Origin of the sequence: Sphingopyxis sp. USTB-05 (assembly GCF_023822045.1) — a bacterium.
Lineage (GTDB): Bacteria > Pseudomonadota > Alphaproteobacteria > Sphingomonadales > Sphingomonadaceae > Sphingopyxis.
The window spans coordinates 746,681-766,280 of sequence record NZ_CP084712.1 but is presented as its reverse complement, the minus strand read 5'-3'; the positions used below and the strand labels follow the sequence as shown (position 1 = coordinate 766,280).

Annotated in this window: 16 protein-coding genes; 10 read left to right on the top strand and 6 right to left on the bottom strand. The window is 64.7% G+C overall.

What is annotated here, in order from left to right:
- Positions 1-2: 2 nt before the first annotated feature.
- The gene (locus KEC45_RS03360) at positions 3-2,303 is read right to left on the bottom strand and encodes a TonB-dependent receptor (protein WP_062183153.1); all 2,301 of its coding nucleotides are present in this window, start codon (positions 2,301-2,303) and stop codon (positions 3-5) included.
- 208 nt (positions 2,304-2,511) lie between these two features.
- On the opposite strand from KEC45_RS03360, the gene KEC45_RS03355 reads away from it, so the two are divergent.
- From KEC45_RS03355 to KEC45_RS03340, 4 genes are read left to right on the top strand one after another with little or no spacing between them, the layout of a single operon-like run.
- Complete coding sequence (locus tag KEC45_RS03355; protein WP_062183156.1) at positions 2,512-2,838, top strand: hypothetical protein; 327 nt, start codon at positions 2,512-2,514, stop codon at positions 2,836-2,838.
- A gap of 55 nt (positions 2,839-2,893) precedes the next feature.
- Positions 2,894-4,165 (top strand): TolC family protein, encoded by a 1,272-nt coding sequence (locus KEC45_RS03350; RefSeq protein WP_252171487.1) that lies wholly within the window; start codon positions 2,894-2,896, stop codon positions 4,163-4,165.
- A 4-nt stretch (positions 4,166-4,169) separates the two neighbouring features.
- Positions 4,170-5,318: an efflux RND transporter periplasmic adaptor subunit gene (locus tag KEC45_RS03345; protein ID WP_062183162.1), complete on the top strand. Its 1,149-nt coding sequence runs from the start codon at positions 4,170-4,172 to the stop codon at positions 5,316-5,318.
- A 3-nt stretch (positions 5,319-5,321) separates the two neighbouring features.
- Positions 5,322-8,528 carry an efflux RND transporter permease subunit gene (locus tag KEC45_RS03340; RefSeq protein ID WP_062183165.1) on the top strand — a complete coding sequence of 1,069 codons (3,207 nt, stop codon included), beginning with the start codon at positions 5,322-5,324 and terminating at the stop codon, positions 8,526-8,528.
- Positions 8,529-8,543: 15 nt separating this feature from the next.
- Here the strand turns inward: KEC45_RS03340 and KEC45_RS03335 are convergent, their stop codons facing one another.
- Together KEC45_RS03335 and KEC45_RS03330 are read right to left on the bottom strand one after the other, a co-directional pair.
- On the bottom strand, positions 8,544-9,203 hold the full coding sequence (locus tag KEC45_RS03335; protein WP_062183168.1) for a class I SAM-dependent methyltransferase: 660 nt from the start codon (positions 9,201-9,203) through the stop codon (positions 8,544-8,546).
- A 46-nt stretch (positions 9,204-9,249) separates the two neighbouring features.
- Complete coding sequence (locus KEC45_RS03330) at positions 9,250-9,951, bottom strand: helix-turn-helix domain-containing protein (RefSeq protein ID WP_152682408.1); 702 nt, start codon at positions 9,949-9,951, stop codon at positions 9,250-9,252.
- 111 nt (positions 9,952-10,062) lie between these two features.
- Here KEC45_RS03330 and KEC45_RS03325 point away from each other — a divergent pair, with 111 nt between their 5' ends.
- Positions 10,063-10,557 carry a GFA family protein gene (locus KEC45_RS03325; RefSeq protein WP_062183174.1) on the top strand — a complete coding sequence of 165 codons (495 nt, stop codon included), beginning with the start codon at positions 10,063-10,065 and terminating at the stop codon, positions 10,555-10,557.
- On the opposite strand, the gene KEC45_RS03320 is transcribed toward KEC45_RS03325, so the two are convergent.
- Positions 10,530-11,210 carry an AraC family transcriptional regulator gene (locus tag KEC45_RS03320; RefSeq protein ID WP_238586709.1) on the bottom strand — a complete coding sequence of 227 codons (681 nt, stop codon included), beginning with the start codon at positions 11,208-11,210 and terminating at the stop codon, positions 10,530-10,532. The two genes, KEC45_RS03325 and KEC45_RS03320, sit on opposite strands and share 28 nt — an antisense overlap.
- Positions 11,211-11,290: 80 nt before the next feature.
- Complete coding sequence (locus KEC45_RS03315) at positions 11,291-11,722, bottom strand: nuclear transport factor 2 family protein (protein WP_193749186.1); 432 nt, start codon at positions 11,720-11,722, stop codon at positions 11,291-11,293.
- A gap of 136 nt (positions 11,723-11,858) precedes the next feature.
- On the opposite strand from KEC45_RS03315, the gene KEC45_RS03310 reads away from it, so the two are divergent.
- Positions 11,859-13,094 carry an MFS transporter gene (locus tag KEC45_RS03310; RefSeq protein WP_062183181.1) on the top strand — a complete coding sequence of 412 codons (1,236 nt, stop codon included), beginning with the start codon at positions 11,859-11,861 and terminating at the stop codon, positions 13,092-13,094.
- Here KEC45_RS03310 and KEC45_RS03305 read toward each other — a convergent pair.
- Positions 13,091-13,573, bottom strand: coding sequence for a methylated-DNA--[protein]-cysteine S-methyltransferase (locus tag KEC45_RS03305; protein WP_062183184.1), 483 nt, complete (start codon positions 13,571-13,573; stop codon positions 13,091-13,093). The two genes, KEC45_RS03310 and KEC45_RS03305, sit on opposite strands and share 4 nt — an antisense overlap.
- 116 nt (positions 13,574-13,689) lie before the next feature.
- Here KEC45_RS03305 and purT point away from each other — a divergent pair, with 116 nt between their 5' ends.
- The 4 genes from purT (at position 13,690) to KEC45_RS03285 (ending at position 19,556) form a co-directional block, all read left to right on the top strand.
- On the top strand, positions 13,690-14,868 hold the full coding sequence (purT, locus tag KEC45_RS03300) for a formate-dependent phosphoribosylglycinamide formyltransferase (protein ID WP_062183187.1): 1,179 nt from the start codon (positions 13,690-13,692) through the stop codon (positions 14,866-14,868).
- Positions 14,869-15,532: 664 nt separating this feature from the next.
- Positions 15,533-16,213 (top strand): TVP38/TMEM64 family protein, encoded by a 681-nt coding sequence (locus KEC45_RS03295; protein ID WP_062183190.1) that lies wholly within the window; start codon positions 15,533-15,535, stop codon positions 16,211-16,213.
- Positions 16,214-16,245: 32 nt separating this feature from the next.
- Complete coding sequence (polA, locus tag KEC45_RS03290) at positions 16,246-19,056, top strand: DNA polymerase I (RefSeq protein ID WP_062184256.1); 2,811 nt, start codon at positions 16,246-16,248, stop codon at positions 19,054-19,056.
- The gene (locus KEC45_RS03285; RefSeq protein WP_062183193.1) at positions 19,053-19,556 is read left to right on the top strand and encodes a hypothetical protein; all 504 of its coding nucleotides are present in this window, start codon (positions 19,053-19,055) and stop codon (positions 19,554-19,556) included. The genes polA and KEC45_RS03285 overlap by 4 nt, the downstream gene beginning before the upstream one ends.
- The last annotated feature ends 44 nt before the right edge of the window (positions 19,557-19,600 follow it).

Genomic DNA, 19,600 nt, shown 5'->3' with positions numbered 1-19,600 from the left:
CGTCAGAGCCCGTAGCCGAGGCGGATGCCGAACGTCCGCGGACGCATCGTCCCGAAGCGGCTCACGAGGAAGGCTTCAGGGTGGATATAGGTGATCGAATGATCGTCGAAGAGGTTCTCGACATAGAGCTGCGCCGAAATATCACCCTTCTTCAAACCGAAACTGAGGTTGACGTTGCTGTAGGCGTCGGTCTTGCCAAAGGTCGAGAGCGGTACGGTGGGACGGCCCGGCGTATTCGGGAAGCTGCTGTTATACGACCCGATATGCTGCGCATTGACCGCCAGCATCGCATCGACGTCGGTCGCAAGCTTGAAGCTATAGGACATATAGGCCGACCCCTGGATGCGCGGCGCCGATAGGCGGTGGCCCAGCACCGCGCCCGAAATCGCCGCCTCTTCAGGCGACAGTTTGGTGATCTTCGCGTCGTTATACGCACCATTGAAGCCTATCGCCCAACCCGTTGCCGGGACCACGCCGACTTCGAACTCGAAGCCCTTGCTGCGCGCGGCGCCGATGTTGGTGGCGAACTGCACCGAGTCCGACACGCGGTTCGCCTGCGCCTGGATGTTGCTCCAGTCGATCTGGTAGAATGCGACGTTCATGCTGACGCGCCCGCCCAGCCAGCGGCCCTTCGCGCCCACTTCATAGCTTTTGAGGTCGTCCGAGCTCGCCCCGTACGGAATGACAAGGTCGTTCGGATCGACAAGGCTCGGCCGGCCCGCGAAGGCGTTGACGATCGGCGCCCGGAAACCGGTCGAGAAGGTCGCGTAGGTCGTGAGCGCATCGCTCGGCTTGAAGGTCGCGCTCGCCTTCCACGACGGCTTCGACCCCTTGGCCTTCACGCCTTCGACCGCCGCATAGGGCGTGAAGGTCGTGAAATTCGCCGGCAGCCCGAGCAACGCATAGTCGTAATAGTTGAAGCCGAACGCAGTCGCGAGATAGCCGCCCGCCTCGGTAAAGCCCTGCGCCGACGTCTCGCCATAGCGCATGCCGCCGGTGAGCCAGAACTTGTCCGAGAAGCGGTAGGTCAACTCGCCAAAGCCCGCCAGTTCCTTGCTGAGCGAATGCGTATACTGCTTCTGGAAATATTTGTCGGGCAGTCCCGTCATGTTTCGCGCCGCGAGGAAAGCGAGGTTCGAGCGGTAGAAATAATCGACGTCGCGGCGACGATCGAGATAGAAGCCGCCGACGACGAACTGGAATGGACCGTCGAGCGTCGAGGCCAGGCGCGTTTCCTGCACGAACACCTTGTCATAGGCATCGGCATCGAGGCCGAAGGCGATCGGCGCCCCGGGAAACGAGCCGGGCGCAAAGGTCCCGGCAAGATCGACATAGAAACGCTGGTCGAAATCCGAATAGGTCGACGAGCTGGTGAGCTTGGCAAAGTCGAACTCATAGTCGATCGTCGCATTGGCGATGAACTGCTTGCCCGTAAAGCGATCGGGTTCGTCGGAGATGCGCTTGTTGCGACCGAGCGAGGGGCTCGTCAGCGACGAATCCTTGGGATTGCTGTACTCATAGCTGCCGAGCAGCTTGATCGACAAACGATCGGTCGGGCGCCACAGCAGGGTCGCGCGGCCGCCATAGTCGATCAGCGTGTTCGAATTCTTCACGCCCGTCCCGACATTGTCGAGATAGCCTTCTTCGTCACGGTAGAAACCGACGACGCGGAGCGCGAGCTTGTCGTCGACGATCGGAACATTGACCATCGCATTATAGCGCTGGCGAAAGCTGTCCGACCCGGTCAGCCCAAGGTCGACGAGCGCCGACACATCGAAATCGTTGAGATCGGGCGTCTTCTGGAGGATACGCATCGCCCCCGACAGCGAGCCTGATCCAAAGAGCGTCCCCTGCGGCCCGCGCAGAAACTCGACGCGCTCGACATCGAACAGGTTCGGGTCGACGACGGTGGTGTTACCGATCGTCGAGACCGGAAGCTCGTCGATATAGATTGCGACGGAGCTTTGCAGGTTCGCATTATAGCCGTTGGTCGCGATGCCGCGCGCGGTGAAATTGTTGAAGTTCGCGGTGGGCTTGTTGAGCACGACACCCGGCGTCTCGCGGCCGATGCCCTCATATCCGACGATGCCCTTTTCGGTCAGCTCTTCCTGTGAAAAGGCCGAGATGCTGATCGGCACGTCCTGGATGCGCTCGGCGCGGCGCGTCGCGGTGACGATGATGTCGCTGCCATCCGACGCTTCGTCGGCCTGCGGCACGGTTTCGCTCGCGTCCTGCGCGGCGGCGCTCACCGGAATTGCGAAAAGCGCGCCCGCGCATACGGACGCAAACAGCTGAACCCTCATCTTGCCCTCTCCCAAAATGTCGCCGCTCGATCGTCGGCATGGCGCATTCATGGCAGCGGTCCGGAAATGAGTCAATATTCACTCTCACGTGTGTGAATAAAATTCCTACTGCCCAAATATGCCGACGATCAGCCCGTTCCGCCCGATAGCCGGGCCCCTTTCATTTCGCCCCGCGACAAACCCGGTCGACGCTGATATGGGGAGCGCCATGCCGGGTGCGTTGATGCGACTGCTGATGATTGTCGGGGTGCTGCTTTGCAGCATGCATATCGCCGAGCCCGCGTCGGCGCATTCGACGTCGAGCGAAACCGCCTTTCACCTTTCGGCCGGCGACGACGAAGGCGACGATCCGAATCCCGTATCGAACCTGGCGCACGGCGGGCATCATCATTGCCCGGTCGCCCCCGATCCGGGTGGCCCGTCGGCGGGTTCCGAACCGCACCCTGCCCGCGCCCCGCTTTTCGCGGCGCCCGCGACGCAGCTCGCCTCGCGTATTCTCCCGCCGTTACTCGATCCGCCGCTCCTCGCGATCTGAGCACGCTCGCCGCTTTCCGGCGGCGATCTCTCCGATCAATCGAGGATGATCCATTATGTTCAGGTACGTTGCTGCCCTCGCGGCAGCCACATCGTGCGTCGCGATCGCGCACGCACAGCAGGTCGGCACCGAAAGCCGGCAGATATCCGGCCCATTACTGACGCTCGACCAGGCGGTCGCGCTCGCGGGCGGCAGTGCACCCGCAGCCGATGCCGCAGCGGCAGAGGTCGACGCCGCAACGGCGGCGCGCCGCGTCGCGGGGCTCCGCCCCAACCCCGCGCTTGCCGTCGAGGTCGAGAATTTCGTCGGAACCGGGCCCTATAAGGGCGTGAACGGCGCCGACGTGACGGCGAGCGTTGCGATCCCGCTCGAACTCGGCGGCAAAAGACAGGCGCGAATCGCAGTCGCCGACGCGGCGACGCACCGCGCGCGGATTGAGCAGGCGATCGCCCAGGCCGATATCCGCCTGCAGGTGACCGAGCTCTATATCCAGGCCTCGGCTGCCGAAGTGCGGCTCGCAATTGCCGCGGACCAGTTCCGTATCGCCGGGGACACAGCGCGCGCCGCGACGATCCGGGTACAGGCGGGCCGCGCATCGCCGCTTGAGCAGGAGCGCGCTGAAGTCGCACGCCTGACCGCCGAAGCCGGAGTCGAAAAGGCGCGCCGGCTCGTCGATGCCGCGCGCGCCAATCTGGCTCGGCGGATCGGGCGACCGGTCACCGGCGCACTTGATATCGCCGTGCTCGGCGGACCGGCGAGCGCAGCGATGGGCCCGCCGCGGCCGGCCATGGCGACAGGCACGCTCGCGCTGGCTGCGGCCGACGCCAATCTCGGGGCGGCCGATGCAGGCGTAAGGCTGGCACAATCGCAGCGTGTCCCGGACCTCACCGTCGGGCCTGGCATTCGGCGTCTAGAGGCCACGAACGACGTCGCGGCAGTGTTCAGCGTCTCGGTGCCGCTGCCGCTGTTCAACAACGGGCGCGCTGCGGTCGACCAGGCGAATGCCGAACGACGGCGTGCCGATGCACAGCGCCGCGTGACCGCACTCGATGTCGAGCAGCAGATCGGCGACGCCCAGGTCGAGGCCGCCAATGCGGCAGCCGCGGCGCGCGTCGCGAGCGGCCCCGCATTGTCGGCGGCGATGGAAGCCGCGCGGATTGCGCGCGTCGGTTACCGCGAGGGCAAATTCGGGCAGCTCGAACTGCTCGATGCCGAACGGACGCTGACCGACATGAGGTCGGCGTCGATCGAAGCCCTCGCCTCCTATCAACTCGCCAAGGCCCGGTTGGAACGCCTCACGGCTCCCGCGCCGCTCGAAGGAAATTGAACCCATGACCATCAATATCAACCGAAAGCTGCTGCTCACCGCGGCGCTGCCGCTCTTCCTCGCGGCGTGCGGTGGCACGGATACCGTCAAACCGGCCGACGAGCATGGCAAGGAGGAAGCCGGCCACGCCGACGAGGGCCAGATCACGCTCACGAACGAACAGATCAAGGTCGCCGGGATCGCGCTCGGCCGTCCGACCATCGGAAGCGTCGGCACGCTGCAACTGCCCGCGACGATCGAGGGCGATCCCCAAGCCACACAAGCGGTGTCGGCTGCGATCAGCGGGCGCATCGTCGCGCTCAATCGCAATCTTGGACAGAGCGTCGGCCGCGGGCAAACGCTCGCGATCGTCGAAAGCCGCGAGGCCGCGCAGCTTCAGGGCGAAGTACAGGCAACGCGCGCGCGGCTCGCGCTCGCCAACTCCAACCTGGCGCGCGAGGAGCGCCTGTTCGCGCAGCGCGTGTCGCCGGAACAGGATGTGATCGCGGCGCGCACGACGGCAACCGAAGCCAAGATCGCTTACCAGCTTGCGCAGCAACAGGTGTCGGCTGCGGGCGGCGGCGGCGGCCAACTCAACCGGATCGCAATCGCCGCACCAATTTCGGGACAGGTAATCGCGCGCAGCGTGATTCTCGGTCAGACGGTGGCTGCGGACGCCGAGCTTTATCGCATCGCCAATCTCTCGAGCGTTTCGCTGTCGTTCAACCTGCGGCCTGCCGACGCCGGGCGCATTCGTCCCGGCGCGATCGTTTCCATCGACGCGCCGGGGCGCCAGGCTACCGGCAAGATCAGTTTCGTCTCGCCCGCGCTCGATCCGGCCACGCGGCTCGTCCCGGCGATCGCGATCCTCGACAATCGCGCCGGGCAATGGCGGGTCGGCGAAGCGGTCACGGCGACCATCGCACTCGCCGGAGACAGCGGAGACACATCGATCAGCGTCCCGTTGAGCGCGGTCCAGACGGTCGAGGGAAAGAGCGTCATATTCGTCCGCACCAAGGGTGGCTTCGCCGCCGTTCCGGTGGTCCTCGGCGACCGTGCCGGTGCCAATGTGATCGTCCGCTCGGGACTCAAGGGCACCGAACAGATCGCCATTACCAACAGCTTCTCGCTCAAGTCGGAAATCGGCAAGGGCGAAGCAGGCCATGAGGACTAAGCCATGATCGCCCATATCGTCACCTGGGCGGTCGACAAGCGTTGGCTTGTCGTCCTGCTCACCGCCCTTGCCGCCGTTATCGGAGCCTTCGCGCTGTCGCGCCTGCCGATCGATGCGGTTCCCGACATCACCAACAACCAGATTCAGATCAACGTCCGCGCACCGGCGCTCTCGCCCGAACTTGTCGAGAAACAGGTCGCCTTCCCGATCGAGACTGCGCTCGCCGGCATTCCCGGCCTCGAATATACACGCTCGCTGAGCCGCAATGGCTTTGCGCAAGTGACCGCCGTCTTTACCGACAAGACCGACATCTACTTCGCACGCCAACAGGTCGGCGAGCGGCTGAACGAGGCGACCGAGACGATGCCGGACGGCGTGCGGCCCGAAATGGGGCCAATCGCGACGGGGCTCGGCGAAGTCTATATGTGGACGGTTCGGCTCGCCCACCGCAAGGACGACGTGCACAAGCCGGGCGAGCCCGGCCTTCAACCCGACGGCAGCTATGTGACACCCGAAGGCGAACGGCTCGTCACCCAAGCCGACAAGGCGACCTACCTGCGCACCGCACAGGATTGGATCGTGACCCCGCTGCTCCGTACCGTTCCGGGGGTCGCCGGCATCGATGCGATCGGCGGCTTTTCAAAGCAATATCTGGTCGTGCCCGACGTCCAGCGCCTTGCCGCGCTTGGCCTTGGCCTGACCGATCTCGCCGAAGCACTCGAACGCAACAACACAGCCGTCGGCGGCGGCGTGGTCGAACGCAACGGCGAAGGACTCGCGGTTCGCTCCGACGCGCTCGTGCGCGATGCTAGCGAGCTTTCGCGTATCGTCGTCGCGACGCGTGCAGGTGTTCCGATCACGCTCGATCAGGTCGCGACGGTTCGCACCGGGCAAGCGGTCCGCATGGGATCGGCGTCCGAAAATGGTACCGAGGTCGTCGTCGGGACCGCCATCATGCGGATCGGCGAAAACAGCCGCACGGTGGCGACCGCGGTTGCCGACCGGCTGCTGAACATCAACGCCTCGCTGCCGCCCGATGTGGTTATCGAGCCGGTGCTCGATCGCACCAAGCTGGTCAATGCGACGATCTGGACGGTCGGCAAGAATCTGACCGAAGGCGCGCTGCTCGTTATCGCCATACTCTTCCTGCTGCTCGGCAATTTCCGTGCCGCGCTCATTGCAGCGCTCGTCATTCCCGTGACCATGCTGCTCACCAGCTTTGGCATGCTGCACGCCGGCGTCTCGGCAAATCTGATGAGCCTCGGGGCGCTCGATTTCGGCCTCATCGTCGACGGCGCCGTGATCATCGTCGAAAATGCGCTGCGGCGCATGGCCGATTTCCAGCACCGGGAGGGACGGACGCTGACAAAGGAGGAAAGGCTGGCAACGGTAGCCGCTGCGGCGCGCGAGATGGTGCGGCCTTCGGTCTACGGGCAGGCGATCATCATCCTTGTCTATGTGCCCTTGCTCACCTTGAGCGGGGTTGAGGGCAAGACCTTCATCCCGATGGCGCTGACCGTGATCATCGCGCTCGCATTCGCCTTCATCCTCTCGCTGACCTTCGTGCCGGCAGCGATCGCCATCTGGCTGTCGAAACGCGTCGACGAAAAGGAGGGCCGCATCATGAGCTGGCTCAAACGGCGCTACGAACCCGGTCTCGACCGGGCCATGAGCAAACCGAAGATCACGATCGGCGCCGGCGTCGGCGGGTTCGTCGTCGCGGTCCTCGCCTTCTTCTCGCTCGGTCAGGTGTTCCTGCCGCAGCTCGATGAGGGCGACCTCTTGATCCAGGCATTCCGCGTTCCCTCGACCTCGGTCGAGCAGAGCCAGGCGATGCAGATCCCGATCGAACGGATGCTTTCAAAGCAGCCCGAGGTCGCGATTGTCTTTTCGAAGACCGGCACGGCGGACCTCGCATCCGATCCGATGCCGCCCAATGCAACCGACAATTTCGTGATCCTCAAACCCCGCAAGCAATGGCCTGATCCAAAGCTGACCAAGGCCGAGCTCGTCGAGCGGCTGGAAAAGGAGCTGAACAAGTTTCCGGGCAATGCCTATGAAATCACCCAGCCGATCCAGATGCGCTTCAACGAGCTGATCGCGGGGGTACGCGGCGATATCGCAATCAAGATCTTTGGCGACGATTTCGATACGATGAATTCCACCGCGCAGCAGATCGCCGCGATCCTGCGGAAGACCGGGGGCGCAAGCGATGTCCGGGTGGAGGAGACCGAGGGGCTGTCGCTGCTCGACATTCGCGTCAACCGCGACGCAATGGCGCGGCTTGGCGTGACCGCGCAGGATGTGCAGGATGTCGTGACCGCGACGATCGGCGGGCGCGAGGCCGGCACGATCTTCGAGGGCGACCGGCGCTTCCCCGTGGTCATCCGGCTGTCGGATGCAGAGCGCGCCGACCTGTCGGTGCTGGAACAGGTGCAGGTCCCGGTTGCGGGCGGCGGCTTCGTGCCGCTCGCGAGCGTTGCCGACATCCGTATCGTCGACGGCCCGAACCAGATCAGCCGCGAGAATGGCAAAAGGCGCGTCGTCGTGCAGGCCAATGTCCGCGACCGTGCGATCTCGGACGTCGTGTCCGACGCAAAGGCAGCCATAGCAAAAGATGTCCGGCTGCCCGCCGGTAGCTATCTCGAATGGGGCGGCCAGTTCGAGAATCTGGCCTCGGCGCGCGACCGGCTCGGGCTCGTCATCCCGGCGTGTTTCGTGCTGATTCTGCTGCTTCTCTACGGCGCGCTTCGGTCGACGCGCGATGCGGCGATCGTGTTTACGGGCGTGCCGTTGGCGCTGATCGGCGGCGTCCTTGCGCTGTTCCTGCGCGGCATGGACTTCTCCATCTCGGCCGCCGTCGGCTTCATCGCGCTATCGGGCATCGCGGTGCTCAACGGCCTTGTGATGGTATCGTCGATCCAGGAACTGATGCGCGCGGGCATGGAAAGAGCCGAAGCCGCACGGCAAGGCGCCCTACTCCGCCTCCGTCCCGTGGTGATGACCGCCCTGGTCGCAAGCCTCGGCTTCGTTCCGATGGCGCTCGCCACCGGCGCCGGCGCCGAGGTGCAGAAGCCGCTGGCAACGGTTGTGATCGGGGGGCTGATTTCGGCGACCTTGCTCACCCTTTTCCTGCTTCCGACCCTCTACGCGCGTTGGGGTGGGCGGATGACGAACAATGAAGGGGGCGGCGATGGCGCACACGCATAGTCGAACGCGCCGGAATCAACGGTGTCCCCGATAAAGCGAGATCGAACCCGTCGGGGTTGAAATCGCGCCGACTTCCTCGACTCCCCGAAATCCCGCTTCGCGCAGGATTTCGGGGACGCAGCCCCGCGCATTCGGCTCCGTAAGTTCGAAACCGTCGATCATCTGGACCTGACGAAAAAGCGTGCGCATCAACAATGTACGCTGCTCGCCATAGTCGGCGATGAAGAACTCGCCGCCCGGTTTCAGCAGCCGCCGCATCTGGCGAACGATCGCATGTTTCACGTCCATCGGACATTGATGGAGGACCAGGCTCGACACGATCTTGTCGCACGCCTGCAGGGGCTCGATGGCATCGAGCGCATCACCCATCGCCTCGAACCATCGCACCGTCACACCCGCATCGCGTGCCTTCTCCTCAGCGATCGCGAGCACCGCTGGATCGGGATCGACGCCCAGAATAATAGCTTCGGGTTCCGCCGCCTTGAGCGCGATCGCAAGCGTGCCGGTCCCGCAGCCGACGTCGACGATCGTTTCGCCCGCGCGCGGTGCAATCAGCCGGACCAGTTCGCCACGCCAACGCTTCTCGCGTGTCATCAGCGCGACGACGGTATCGTAGCTGCCGGTGTTGCCAGCCTTTCCCAGAGCCGGGACGAAGTCTCTTTTTGTTTCTGTCATGCTCCGTTTATAGCCCGCCCGGCGTCGGCGCGATTGAACGAAGCGGCTATCGCTGCGGAAGAATGTCGCTCGCACGAATGCCGAACATGGCCCTTGTCGTCCGCGCGAGATGCGCGGCGTCGGCGAAACCTGCCGCATGGGCCGCCTCCGTGACCGTCGTTCCCTCGATCAAGCTCTCGAATGCTGCAGCCAGGCGACGCCACAGGACAAAGCGCTGAAAGGGCAATCCGATCTCGGCGGCAAACAGATGCCGGAAGCGCCCAACCGAAAGCGTGCCCTCCGCGCAGATGTCGGCGAGGCGTATCGTGCCGGCGGGAAGCAATTGTTCGATTGCAATAATCGCCCGGGAAATGCGCGTATCGATGGCCGGGCGCGCCCTGCGTTCAGTCCAGTCCTTCCAGAATATTCGCGCCCCGGCGCCCGACACGATGCGAACATCTTCTTGGTCGAGGTGCTCGCGCAGGGCATCAGGCGGTCCAAAAGCGGTTGTCGGCTCGACATAACAGATCCGGGCACGGCCGCCCGGGCGCAGAAGATGGCGGGCGTTGGGTTCGATCAACAGGCAGGTTCCACAGATTTCGCACCCCTCATCGTCGATAACCCGCACCGGATCGTCTGAGAAGACCGCCTGCGCGGCGAAATGCCGGTGCAAGGTGGCGTCGCCAACGACGCCCGACCACCAGGCAATCTCTCCTGAAATCTGCAAATGCCCGTTCCAAGGCAAACCAGTCATGCCGGCTCCTGCCAATGATCCGGCCCCGGCGCCACCGCCGGTCGGAGCCGAGAGAAAAAACGAGGTACCAAGGCCTGCATTCCCGATATATTGCGAGCCCTAACAATTGAATGGGAGTGAGGAAAGATGAGCTATCGCCCCGAACGCGTTGAAGCCGAGGCGTCCGGCGGCTGCCAGTGCGGCGCGGTGCGCTGGCATGTGACGGCGGTGCTCGACAGCTCGCACATATGTCATTGCCGCATGTGCCAAAAGGCAGCAGGCAATTTTTTCATCGCGTTGATCGGCGTCCCGCGCGACGCGATCCGTTGGACGCGCGGTTCGCCGACCTGGTTCAAAAGCTCGGACAAGGCGGCGCGGGGCTTTTGTTCCAGTTGCGGGACACCGCTCGCCTATGACTATTTCGAGAGCCAGCATATCAACCTGACCACGGGGTCGTTCGATGATCCGGCGCGCTTCCCGCCGCAGGTCCAGTTCGGAATCGAAGGCCAGCTATCGCTGTTCGAGCATCTGCCCATCAAGGGCGAAGGCACGACCGAGGAAACGATGGCCGACTATGTCGGTGCCATCAAGGCGAGCAATCACCAGCATCCCGATCATGATACCGGCCGCTGGCCCGAATGACCTTCCCGTAGCGGCAGCGCTCCGATCGCCGCACTGGGGGTCAGGCCGAATGTCTGACGAAAGACGCGCGACAGATGCGCGGTGTCGGCGAAACCGGCATCCATCGCGGCGGTGCGGACAAGTGCACCCTCCTTCATCTGCGCCGCCGCATATTGGACCGCCGACCAACGCTTGAATTCGCGGAAGCTCTGTCCCGTCGTCGCGCGGAAATAACGAAGCGCCTGCGTGCGCTCCATGCCGAGCCGCTGCGCCAGTTCCTCCTGCGGCATGCGGCGCATTGGGTCGGCATAGATTGCGCGCACCGCATCGGCGACCGGCGTCGGTGGGCCTGGCCAGGATGCGGTCAGCTGCGCCCGCAGCGCATCGGCCGCTTCGCCCGCGCCGCCCAGCACCGCGTCCGCAAGCATTGCCTGCCTGCAGTCGAGACCGCGCGCCAACGGTACATCGAACGGGAAAGCCAGCCCATCGAGATAAAGAATATCGGCGCCGCGTGCAGGAAGCCCGATGCGGTGGACCACGCCGGGGCGGATCAACAGCATCTCGCCCTCGACCACCTCCCCGCCAAGTTCGAGCCGCAGCGACCCGCCGCGGCCGATCAAAATCCCCGTGACGGGATTCGCATGCGGCGCGAGCGAGCCGACGTCGACGGGCAACAGCGAATTCCGGAAAGGGGAGACCGGGTCGGGCATCGCTTCAGTATCTGCCGCGCCGACGCCACGCGCAAGCGCCGCCGCTAGCGCTCGATCCCGGCGCGCAGGAAAGCCGCATACATCTCACGCCCGTTCGGATAGACATCCTTGCGCGTCACCTCGCCCGCTTCGTTCACGGTGACGACGTCGAGCATCCCGACGCGCGCGGCAAACGGACCGCCGCCGGGTTCGGCAAGCGTCAGCACCATCGTCCATTCGAACACCCAATGATCGTCGCCATAGAGCCGGCGTCCCATTTCCATCGTGAAGTCGAATGTCGCGAACAATTGCCGGCAATGCTCGCGCAGCCGCTCGCGCCCCTTCACGGGCTCGGTGCCGTCGTGGAGGGCGAAGACCGTGTCCTCAGAATGGAGCGAGGCGATCAGGTCGGCGTCCTTCGTTTCCCAGCCGACATGATAGCGGTCGAACAGGTCCGCGACCGAAAGCGGCCGGTCGATCTGCGTGGCGAGGGTCATATCCATTCTCCCTTGATGTCGCCCGCCAGAATAGCGCGTCGTCGCCCAAGCGCGTTGAACAAACGTGCGGCCAATTTTCGCTAGCGCGCCGCCCTCCATCTGATAGCCCTGTCACCGGGCAGGGGAGCGCTTGAATATGGCGACACAATCGATCGAAGGCCGGGCCGACGGAAAACGGGTGACCTGGGTGGTCGCGCTGATCGCGCTGTCGGTGCTCCTGAACTATGTCGATCGCGGCGCAATCGGCGTTGCGGCTCCGCTGATGAAGGAGGAGTTGGGGCTGTCGGCTACCGGCTTCGGCCTTGCCGTCTCGGCCTTCTTCTGGGTCTATGCCCCGGCCTGCCTGTTCGTCGGCTGGCTCTGCGACCGTTTCTGCGTCTATCGGGTCTTTGCGCTTGGCGTCGCGGTCTGGGCGATCAGCACGGCGCTCACCGGTTTCGCCGGCGGGCTGATATCGCTGATCGTCCTGCGGCTGTTCCTCGGGCTTGGCGAGAGTATCGCCTTTCCCGGCAGCAGCAAGATTTTCGCCGCCGAAGTTCCCGTCGAGCGGCGCGGCATCGCGAATGCGTCGGTGTCCGCGGCGATCGCCTTCGGTCCGGCCATCGGGGTGCTCACCGGCGGCGCGATCCTCGGCGAATGGGGGTGGCGGCCGGTCTTCTGGATTTTCGGCGCGGTGACGCTGCTATGGCTTATTCCCTGGCAATTCGCCGCGGCACCGATGCGGGCACGTGCGCAAACAGTGCCGGCGAGCGAACGTGTCTCGATCCGCCGCCTGCTCCGCGTGCCGGCGCTATGGAAGATGAGCGTCGTCCATTTCCTGTCGAACTACGGCTTTTATTTCCTGCTCGCGTGGCTGCCGCTCTATCTCGTCAATACGCGGGGCTATTCGATCGGCGAAATGACGGCGCTGACGACGCTGAGTTTCACGGCGCAGGGGATCGTCGCACTCGTCGGCGGCTGGTTGTCCGACCGGATGGTCGCGAGGGGCGCCAATGAAGGCGAGGTGCGCCGCTGGCTGATGATCGCGGGACAAATCGCCATCGGCACGGCGACCGCCGGCATCGCCGTCGCTGACGGCTTTGCCGCGTTGGCGGCGTGGCTGGCGGTCGCGGGCTTCGGCGCGGGTTTGATCGCCACCAATCTCTTCGCCATCGGCCAGATTTTCGCGGGGCCGCGCGCCGCGGGCAGCTGGATCGGCGTACAGAATGCGCTTGGCAATATCTCGGGCATCGTGGGCCCGATCATCACCGGGCTGATCGTCGATTACCTCGGCGGCTATGGCTACGCCTTTGCGACGGCCGCCGCGCTGTCGCTGCTCGGCGCCCTGCTGTGGTGGAAGCTCATCCCCGAAATCCGCACGCTCGACCTTTAATCGATCCGTTCGAGATCGAGCAGATACGCCTTGGCCTCCAGCCCGCCCGCAAAGCCCGTCAACTTGCCGTTCGATCCGACGACGCGATGGCATGGCGCGATGATCGAAATCGGGTTGCGGCCGTTGGCGGCGCCCACCGCGCGCGAAGCACCCGGATTGCCGAGTTGATCGGCGATCTCGCCATAGCTGCGAGTCTCGCCGAACGGGATGGCGAGCAGCGCCGCCCACACGCGCTTCTGGAAATCGGTCCCTGCAAAGGATAGCGGCACGTCGAACGCGCGGCGTTCGCCGGCAAAATATTCGGCCAATTGCCGTTCGGTTTCGACGAGAACCGGATGGCCCGCCTTTTCCGTGAGCGCGCCGAGCCGGACCCGGTCGGGGCTGTCATTTTCCCACAATATGGCGGCGAGACCGCGATCGTCGGCGACCAGTGTCAATTCGCCAACGGGCGACCAGATTGTTTTGGAATAATAAGTCACGGGATGGTTCCTCTATCTGTCATTCGCTGTCGCACTTTGATGCTGAAATTCATATGGCGGAGCCCACGTAGCGATGCGTCCCGAATCTTGCGCCCAACCTCGATGGAAAGACTGCCATGACCCCCACCGCCACCATTCTTCTGCTCGGTTCGGGCGAACTGGGCCGCGAATTCGTGATTTCGGCGAAGCGGCTCGGTTGCCGCGTGATCGCCTGCGACAGCTATGAAGGGGCGCCCGCTATGCAGGTCGCCGACGGCTTCGAAGTCTTCTCGATGCTCGACGGCGACGCGTTACGCGCGACCATAGAGAAGCATCGGCCCGATCATATCGTCCCCGAGGTCGAGGCGATCCGCACCGAAATCCTCGCCGAAGTCGAAGCCGAGGGCTTCCACGTCGTTCCCTCGGCGCGCGCGGCGCAGCTCACGATGAACCGCGACGCGATCCGCGACCTCGCCGCGAGCGAACTCGGCCTCAGGACATCGACCTTCGAATATGCGACCACCCGCGAAGAGCTGGCTGCGGCGGCCGGACGCATCGGCTTCCCGCTCGTCGTCAAACCGGTGATGTCCTCGTCGGGCAAGGGACAGAGCACGGTGAAGGACGCCGCCGGCATCGACGCCGCGTGGGATTATGCCGCCGCCGGGATGCGCGGCGACCGGCTGCGCGTGATCGCCGAGGCGTTTATCGACTTCGACTATGAAATCACCCTGCTCACCGTTCGTCACAAGGACGGCGTAACTTTCTGCCCGCCAATCGGCCACCGGCAGGAACGCGGCGACTATCGCGAAAGCTGGCAGCCCGCAGCGATGTCGGATGCGGCGCTCGCCGCGGCGCAGGACATGGCGACCAAGGTCGTCGATGCCCTTGGCGGCCACGGCATCTTCGGCGTCGAATATTTCGTGAAGGGCGACGAGGTCATCTTCTCCGAACTCTCGCCGCGCCCGCACGACACGGGAATGGTGACGCTAATCTCGCAATCGCTCTCGGAATTCGACCTGCATGCGCGTGCGATCCTCGGCCTGCCCATCCCGGCGATCACCGTAGCCGACGCCAGCGCAAGCGCCGTGCTGCTCGCCGACCGCGATGCTGCCGATTTCGCGATCACCGGCCTCGCCGACGCACTAACGCCGCCGAACACCGCAACCGCCATCGATGCGCGCATCTTTGGCAAACCCGTGACGCGGCCATACCGCCGCATGGGCGTCGCGCTGGCCAAGGTCGCGGGCGGCACCACCGACGAGGCGCGCGCGGCGGCTGTTGCGGCAGCGTCGAAGCTCATAATCGAGTATCGATAAGCGGCGGAAACTACCGCTAGCGACCGATTGCGGACAGATTCTCTCCTCGTCACCCCGGGCTTGACCCGGGGTCCCGCTTGACGCCGAAGCCAGTGAGTGCGTCAAAAAGCGGGATCCCGGGTCAAGCCCGGGATGACGAGAGCGAAGAAACGACCGGACACTAACGACGGTAATATGTGCCCCGGCGAAGGCCGGGGTCCAGGGCGGCAATCCGCACAGCTCGGCTTTCCAATGCCCTGGGCCCCGGCCTTCGCCGGGGTACAACCTAGTAGCAAACGTCCGCTCCCCACCCCAAAACAGACATCGCCTTCAAATAGGTCTTTCCTACATTATCCGGCCGTGCCAGCCTTCATCCGGCTCTTTCATTCGGTGAACAAAAATGCGGTCGCTGCCCAGCTTGCGGGTACGACCATTATCGGACGTGCCGCGCACATCCAGCACCCCACGACTTGCAGATCGGGGCGCTCAATGGGCTGAACTTTCCTGAACTTTGGAATATTGCGCGGCTCTTGCGCCGATCCGATCCGGATCCAGCCGGGCGATGTCCAAAGAGGGCAACGGCAGCTCCCCCGCCCCAGAACCGACGCCCCCACCCACCCCCGCCCTCAGGGCATCGCGGATCATATTCGCTTCATTCTTCACGAACGCCGGATTACGCCGGGCTATGGTCGATCGCGCCGCCCCGCTGACCCGAACGCTGGCCGTTGCCGCGATACTGGTTTCCGTCGTCCTGATCCCCCTTGCCTTTCGCGATCAGTTCATGGCGGCGAGCGATGCGGTGCTGGCGGCGTCGGACGAACGCCCGTTTGCTGCCGCGGCGCTGATCGTCGGTGCGCTGACCCTCGATGTCTTTTTGCCCGTTCCCAACGGCGTGACCAACACGCTGGCGGGCGCGGCCTTCGGCTTCACAATCGGTACGGTCGTCATATGGCTTGGCCTGATGGGCGCAAGCCTTGCGGGCTATGCGATCGGGCGTTGGGCCGCCCGGCCGCTCGCTGCAAGACTACTGGGCGCCGACGACCTCGACCGCGCGCACCGGCTCGCCGAGCAGGCCGGCCCGATCGCGCTCATCATCTCGCGGCCCGTCCCGATCCTTTGTGAAGTGGTGGCTATCGCGGCGGGCGTGGCCGGAATGGCGTTCTGGCGCTTCGTACTGGCGATGGCGCTCGGCAATCTGGGCGTGGCGGTGGTGTTCGCGGCGATCGGTGCGGCCGCTGTCGAGAGCGCATCGTCCGGACTGCTCATGCTCGGCGCGGTCGGGCTTCCGCTTGCCGCGTGGCTCGCATGGCAAGGCATCGAACGATGGCGCAACGCAAAGAGGAAGAAAGCGGGAACAGCGCCCTAGGCCGCCCGCGCCTCCCCTGCTACATCCGCGCCATGTCGGACAAGAATCATCTCTATCTGGTCGATGGCTCCAGCTACATCTTCCGCGCCTATCACCGCCTGCCGCCGCTGACGAACCCCAAGGGGGTGCCCGTCGGCGCGGTCTATGGCTACACGACGATGCTGTGGAAGCTCGCAAAGGATCTCCACGACGCCGACGGGCCGACGCATCTTGCGGTGATCCTGGACCATAGCAGCCAGTCGTTCCGCAACGAAATCTACGACCAGTATAAGGCGAACCGGCCCGAGCCGCCCGAGGATCTGCGCCCGCAATTCCCGCTGATCCGCGACGCGACGCGTGCCTTTTCGCTGCCTTGCATCGAGATGGAGGGGTTTGAGGCGGACGACCTGATCGCCTCCTATGCCGAAGCCGCCGTGCGCGAAGGCTGGGACGTCACGATCGTTTCGTCCGACAAGGACCTGATGCAGCTGATCCGCGAACCCGCCGAAGGTCCTCAGGTCGACATGCTCGACACGATGAAGAATGTCCGGCTGGGATTGGAAGCGGTGAACGAGAAGTTCGGCGTCACCCCCGATCTGGTCGGCGACGTGCTCGCGCTGATGGGCGACAGTGTCGATAATGTCCCCGGCGTGCGCGGGGTCGGGCCAAAGACCGCGACCAAGCTGATCCAGGAATATGGCAATCTCGCCGCCGCGCTCGACGGCGCCGAGACGATGAAGGCCAGCAAGCTGCGCGACAATCTGATCGAGCATCGCGCGATGGCCGAACTGTCGCGCATCCTGGTCGACCTGAAGCGCGACGTTGCGCTGCCCGACGCGCTCGATACGCTGAAGCTCGGGGCGATCCCGCCTGAACCGCTCAAGCTGTTCCTCGACGAACATGGTTTCCGATCGTTGTCGGCCAAGCTCGATCTTGGCGCCACGCCTGGCGGCCCGCCGACCTTCCCGCGCGCCAACGCCGCGCCGGTTGCCGCTGTCGCAGGGCCATCGACGCCGACGCTGCCCGCCATGCCGCCCATCGACCGGTCGGCTTATGAATGCATCACCACGGTCGAAGCGCTCGATCGCTGGATCGCCGAAGCGCATGCCGCGCATGTCGTCGGGATCGACACCGAAACGGCAAGCCTCGACAGCGTCACCGGCCGTCTCGTCGGGGTCAGCATGGCCACCGCGCCGGGCCGCGCCTGCTATATCCCGCTCGGTCACGGCGGCACCGACATGTTCGCCGAAAAGCCCGAGCAGATCGCGATGGATGTCGCGATCGGGCGCCTGCACGCACTGTTCGCCGACGATGCGGTGCTGAAGGTCGGGCATAATCTGAAATATGACATCGGCGTGCTCGCGCAGCATGGCGTCACCGTCGCGCCCTATGACGACACGCTGGTGATGAGCTTTGCGCTCGATGCTGGCAAGCATCAGCACGGCCTCGACGAACTGGCCAAGCTTCACCTCGATCACACGTGTCTGACCTTCAAGGAAATGTGCGGGACGGGCAAGTCGCAGATCAGCTTTGCAGAGGTGCCGCTCGACCGCGCGACGCAATATGCCGCCGAAGATGCCGACGTCGCGCTGCGCCTGTGGAAGCTGCTGAAGCTGCGCCTGCCCATCGAGGGCGGGACGCGAATCTACGAGATGGTCGACCGCCCGCTGGCGTCGATCGTCGAGGGCATGGAGCGCGCCGGCATCATGGTCGACCGCGAATATCTCGCGCGCCTGTCGGGCGAATTCGCGACCGACATGCTGCGTATCGAGGGCGAAATTCACGGCCTTGCAGGTCAGCCGTTCGCGATCGGCAGCCCGAAGCAACTCGGCGAAATCCTGTTCGACAAACTTGGCCTCAAGGGCGGCCGCAAGGGCAAGTCGGGCGACTGGTCGACCGACCTCAGCGAACTCGAACGGCTCGAGCGCGACGGCGTACCGATCGCCCGCAAAATCTTGGAATGGCGTCAACTTTCGAAGCTGAAGTCGACCTATACCGATGCGCTGCAGCAACAGATTAATGCGACGACCGGGCGTGTCCACACCAGCTACAGCCTCGTCGGCGCGCAGACCGGACGATTGTCGTCGACCGACCCGAACCTTCAGAACATCCCGATCCGCACCGAAACCGGGCGCCAGATCCGCGACGCCTTCATCGCCGCGCCCGGCCATGTCCTGATCGCCGCCGACTATAGCCAGATCGAACTCAGGCTTGCCGCGCATATGGCGGACGTCCCCGAGCTCAAGGAAGCCTTTGCGCGCGGCGACGACATCCATAGCGCGACCGCGATCGAATTGTTCGGCGAGGTCAATCGCGACACGCGCGGCAAGGCGAAGACGGTCAATTTCTCGATCCTCTACGGCATTTCGCGCTGGGGTCTTGCGGGCCGCCTCGAAGTCACGCCCGACGAGGCGCAGGCGCTGATCGCGCGCTATTTCGAGCGGTTTCCTGGGATTTCGGACTATATCACCGACACGCTCGAAAGCGCCCGCGCCAAAGGCTATACCGAGACCTTGTTCGGCCGCAAAACCTGGTTCCCGCGTATCAAGGCCGCGAACCAGAATGAACGCGCGGGCAGCGAGCGCGCCGCGATCAATGCGCCGATCCAGGGCACGAGCGCCGACCTGATCAAGCGCGCGATGGCGCGGATGCCAAAGGCGCTGGAGGACGCCGGACTCTCCGACGTTCGCATGCTGCTCCAGGTCCATGACGAACTCGTCTTCGAAGCGCCCGAAGACAAGGCCGAGGCCGCGGGTGCTGTCATCCGCGGGGTGATGTCGGCAGCAGCTGAGCCCGCGCTCAAACTCTCGGTCCCGCTTGAGGTGGAAGTCGGCATCGGCAAAAGCTGGGGCGAAGCACATTGATCGCTGCCCTGATGTTCGTCGCGGCGCTTACCGCCGATCCCTCCGGTGCGCCTGCTGAAACCGCGCCCGTTTCGGCGCCCGCGCGCCCATCGCCGATTGCCGAAACCGATCTGCGCGAATTCGCTGCGATCGCGGGCCGCAAGGTCGTCGGCCGCCCCGTGGGCGGTCCCTATGCGACGGCCGACAAGGTTCTGCTGATCGCGCGCGACGACAAGGGCTATCCGGTCATCGCCGCAAGCATCGGCTTTCCGGTGCGACAGTCCTTGCCAGCCCCGCCAGCGAGAACATTCGCGGTCATTCGCCTTCACCAGCGCTCCGAAACCATCGTCCCTGGTCCCACCCCCGACGACCTGGCCTTTGTCGCCGCGAACAGGCTGCCACTGTTCGTGATCGGCGAATGGGCCCGCCCGGCGCCGATGTGGGAAGTCGCATGGGTGGACGATGCGGTGCGGTATCGCACGATCGGCGAGGTCGGAGAAATCGGGCCCTGGCAGGACTGATCGTCGCACGCACGCGCCGCACCGACCGCCCTGCCCTTTCGCAA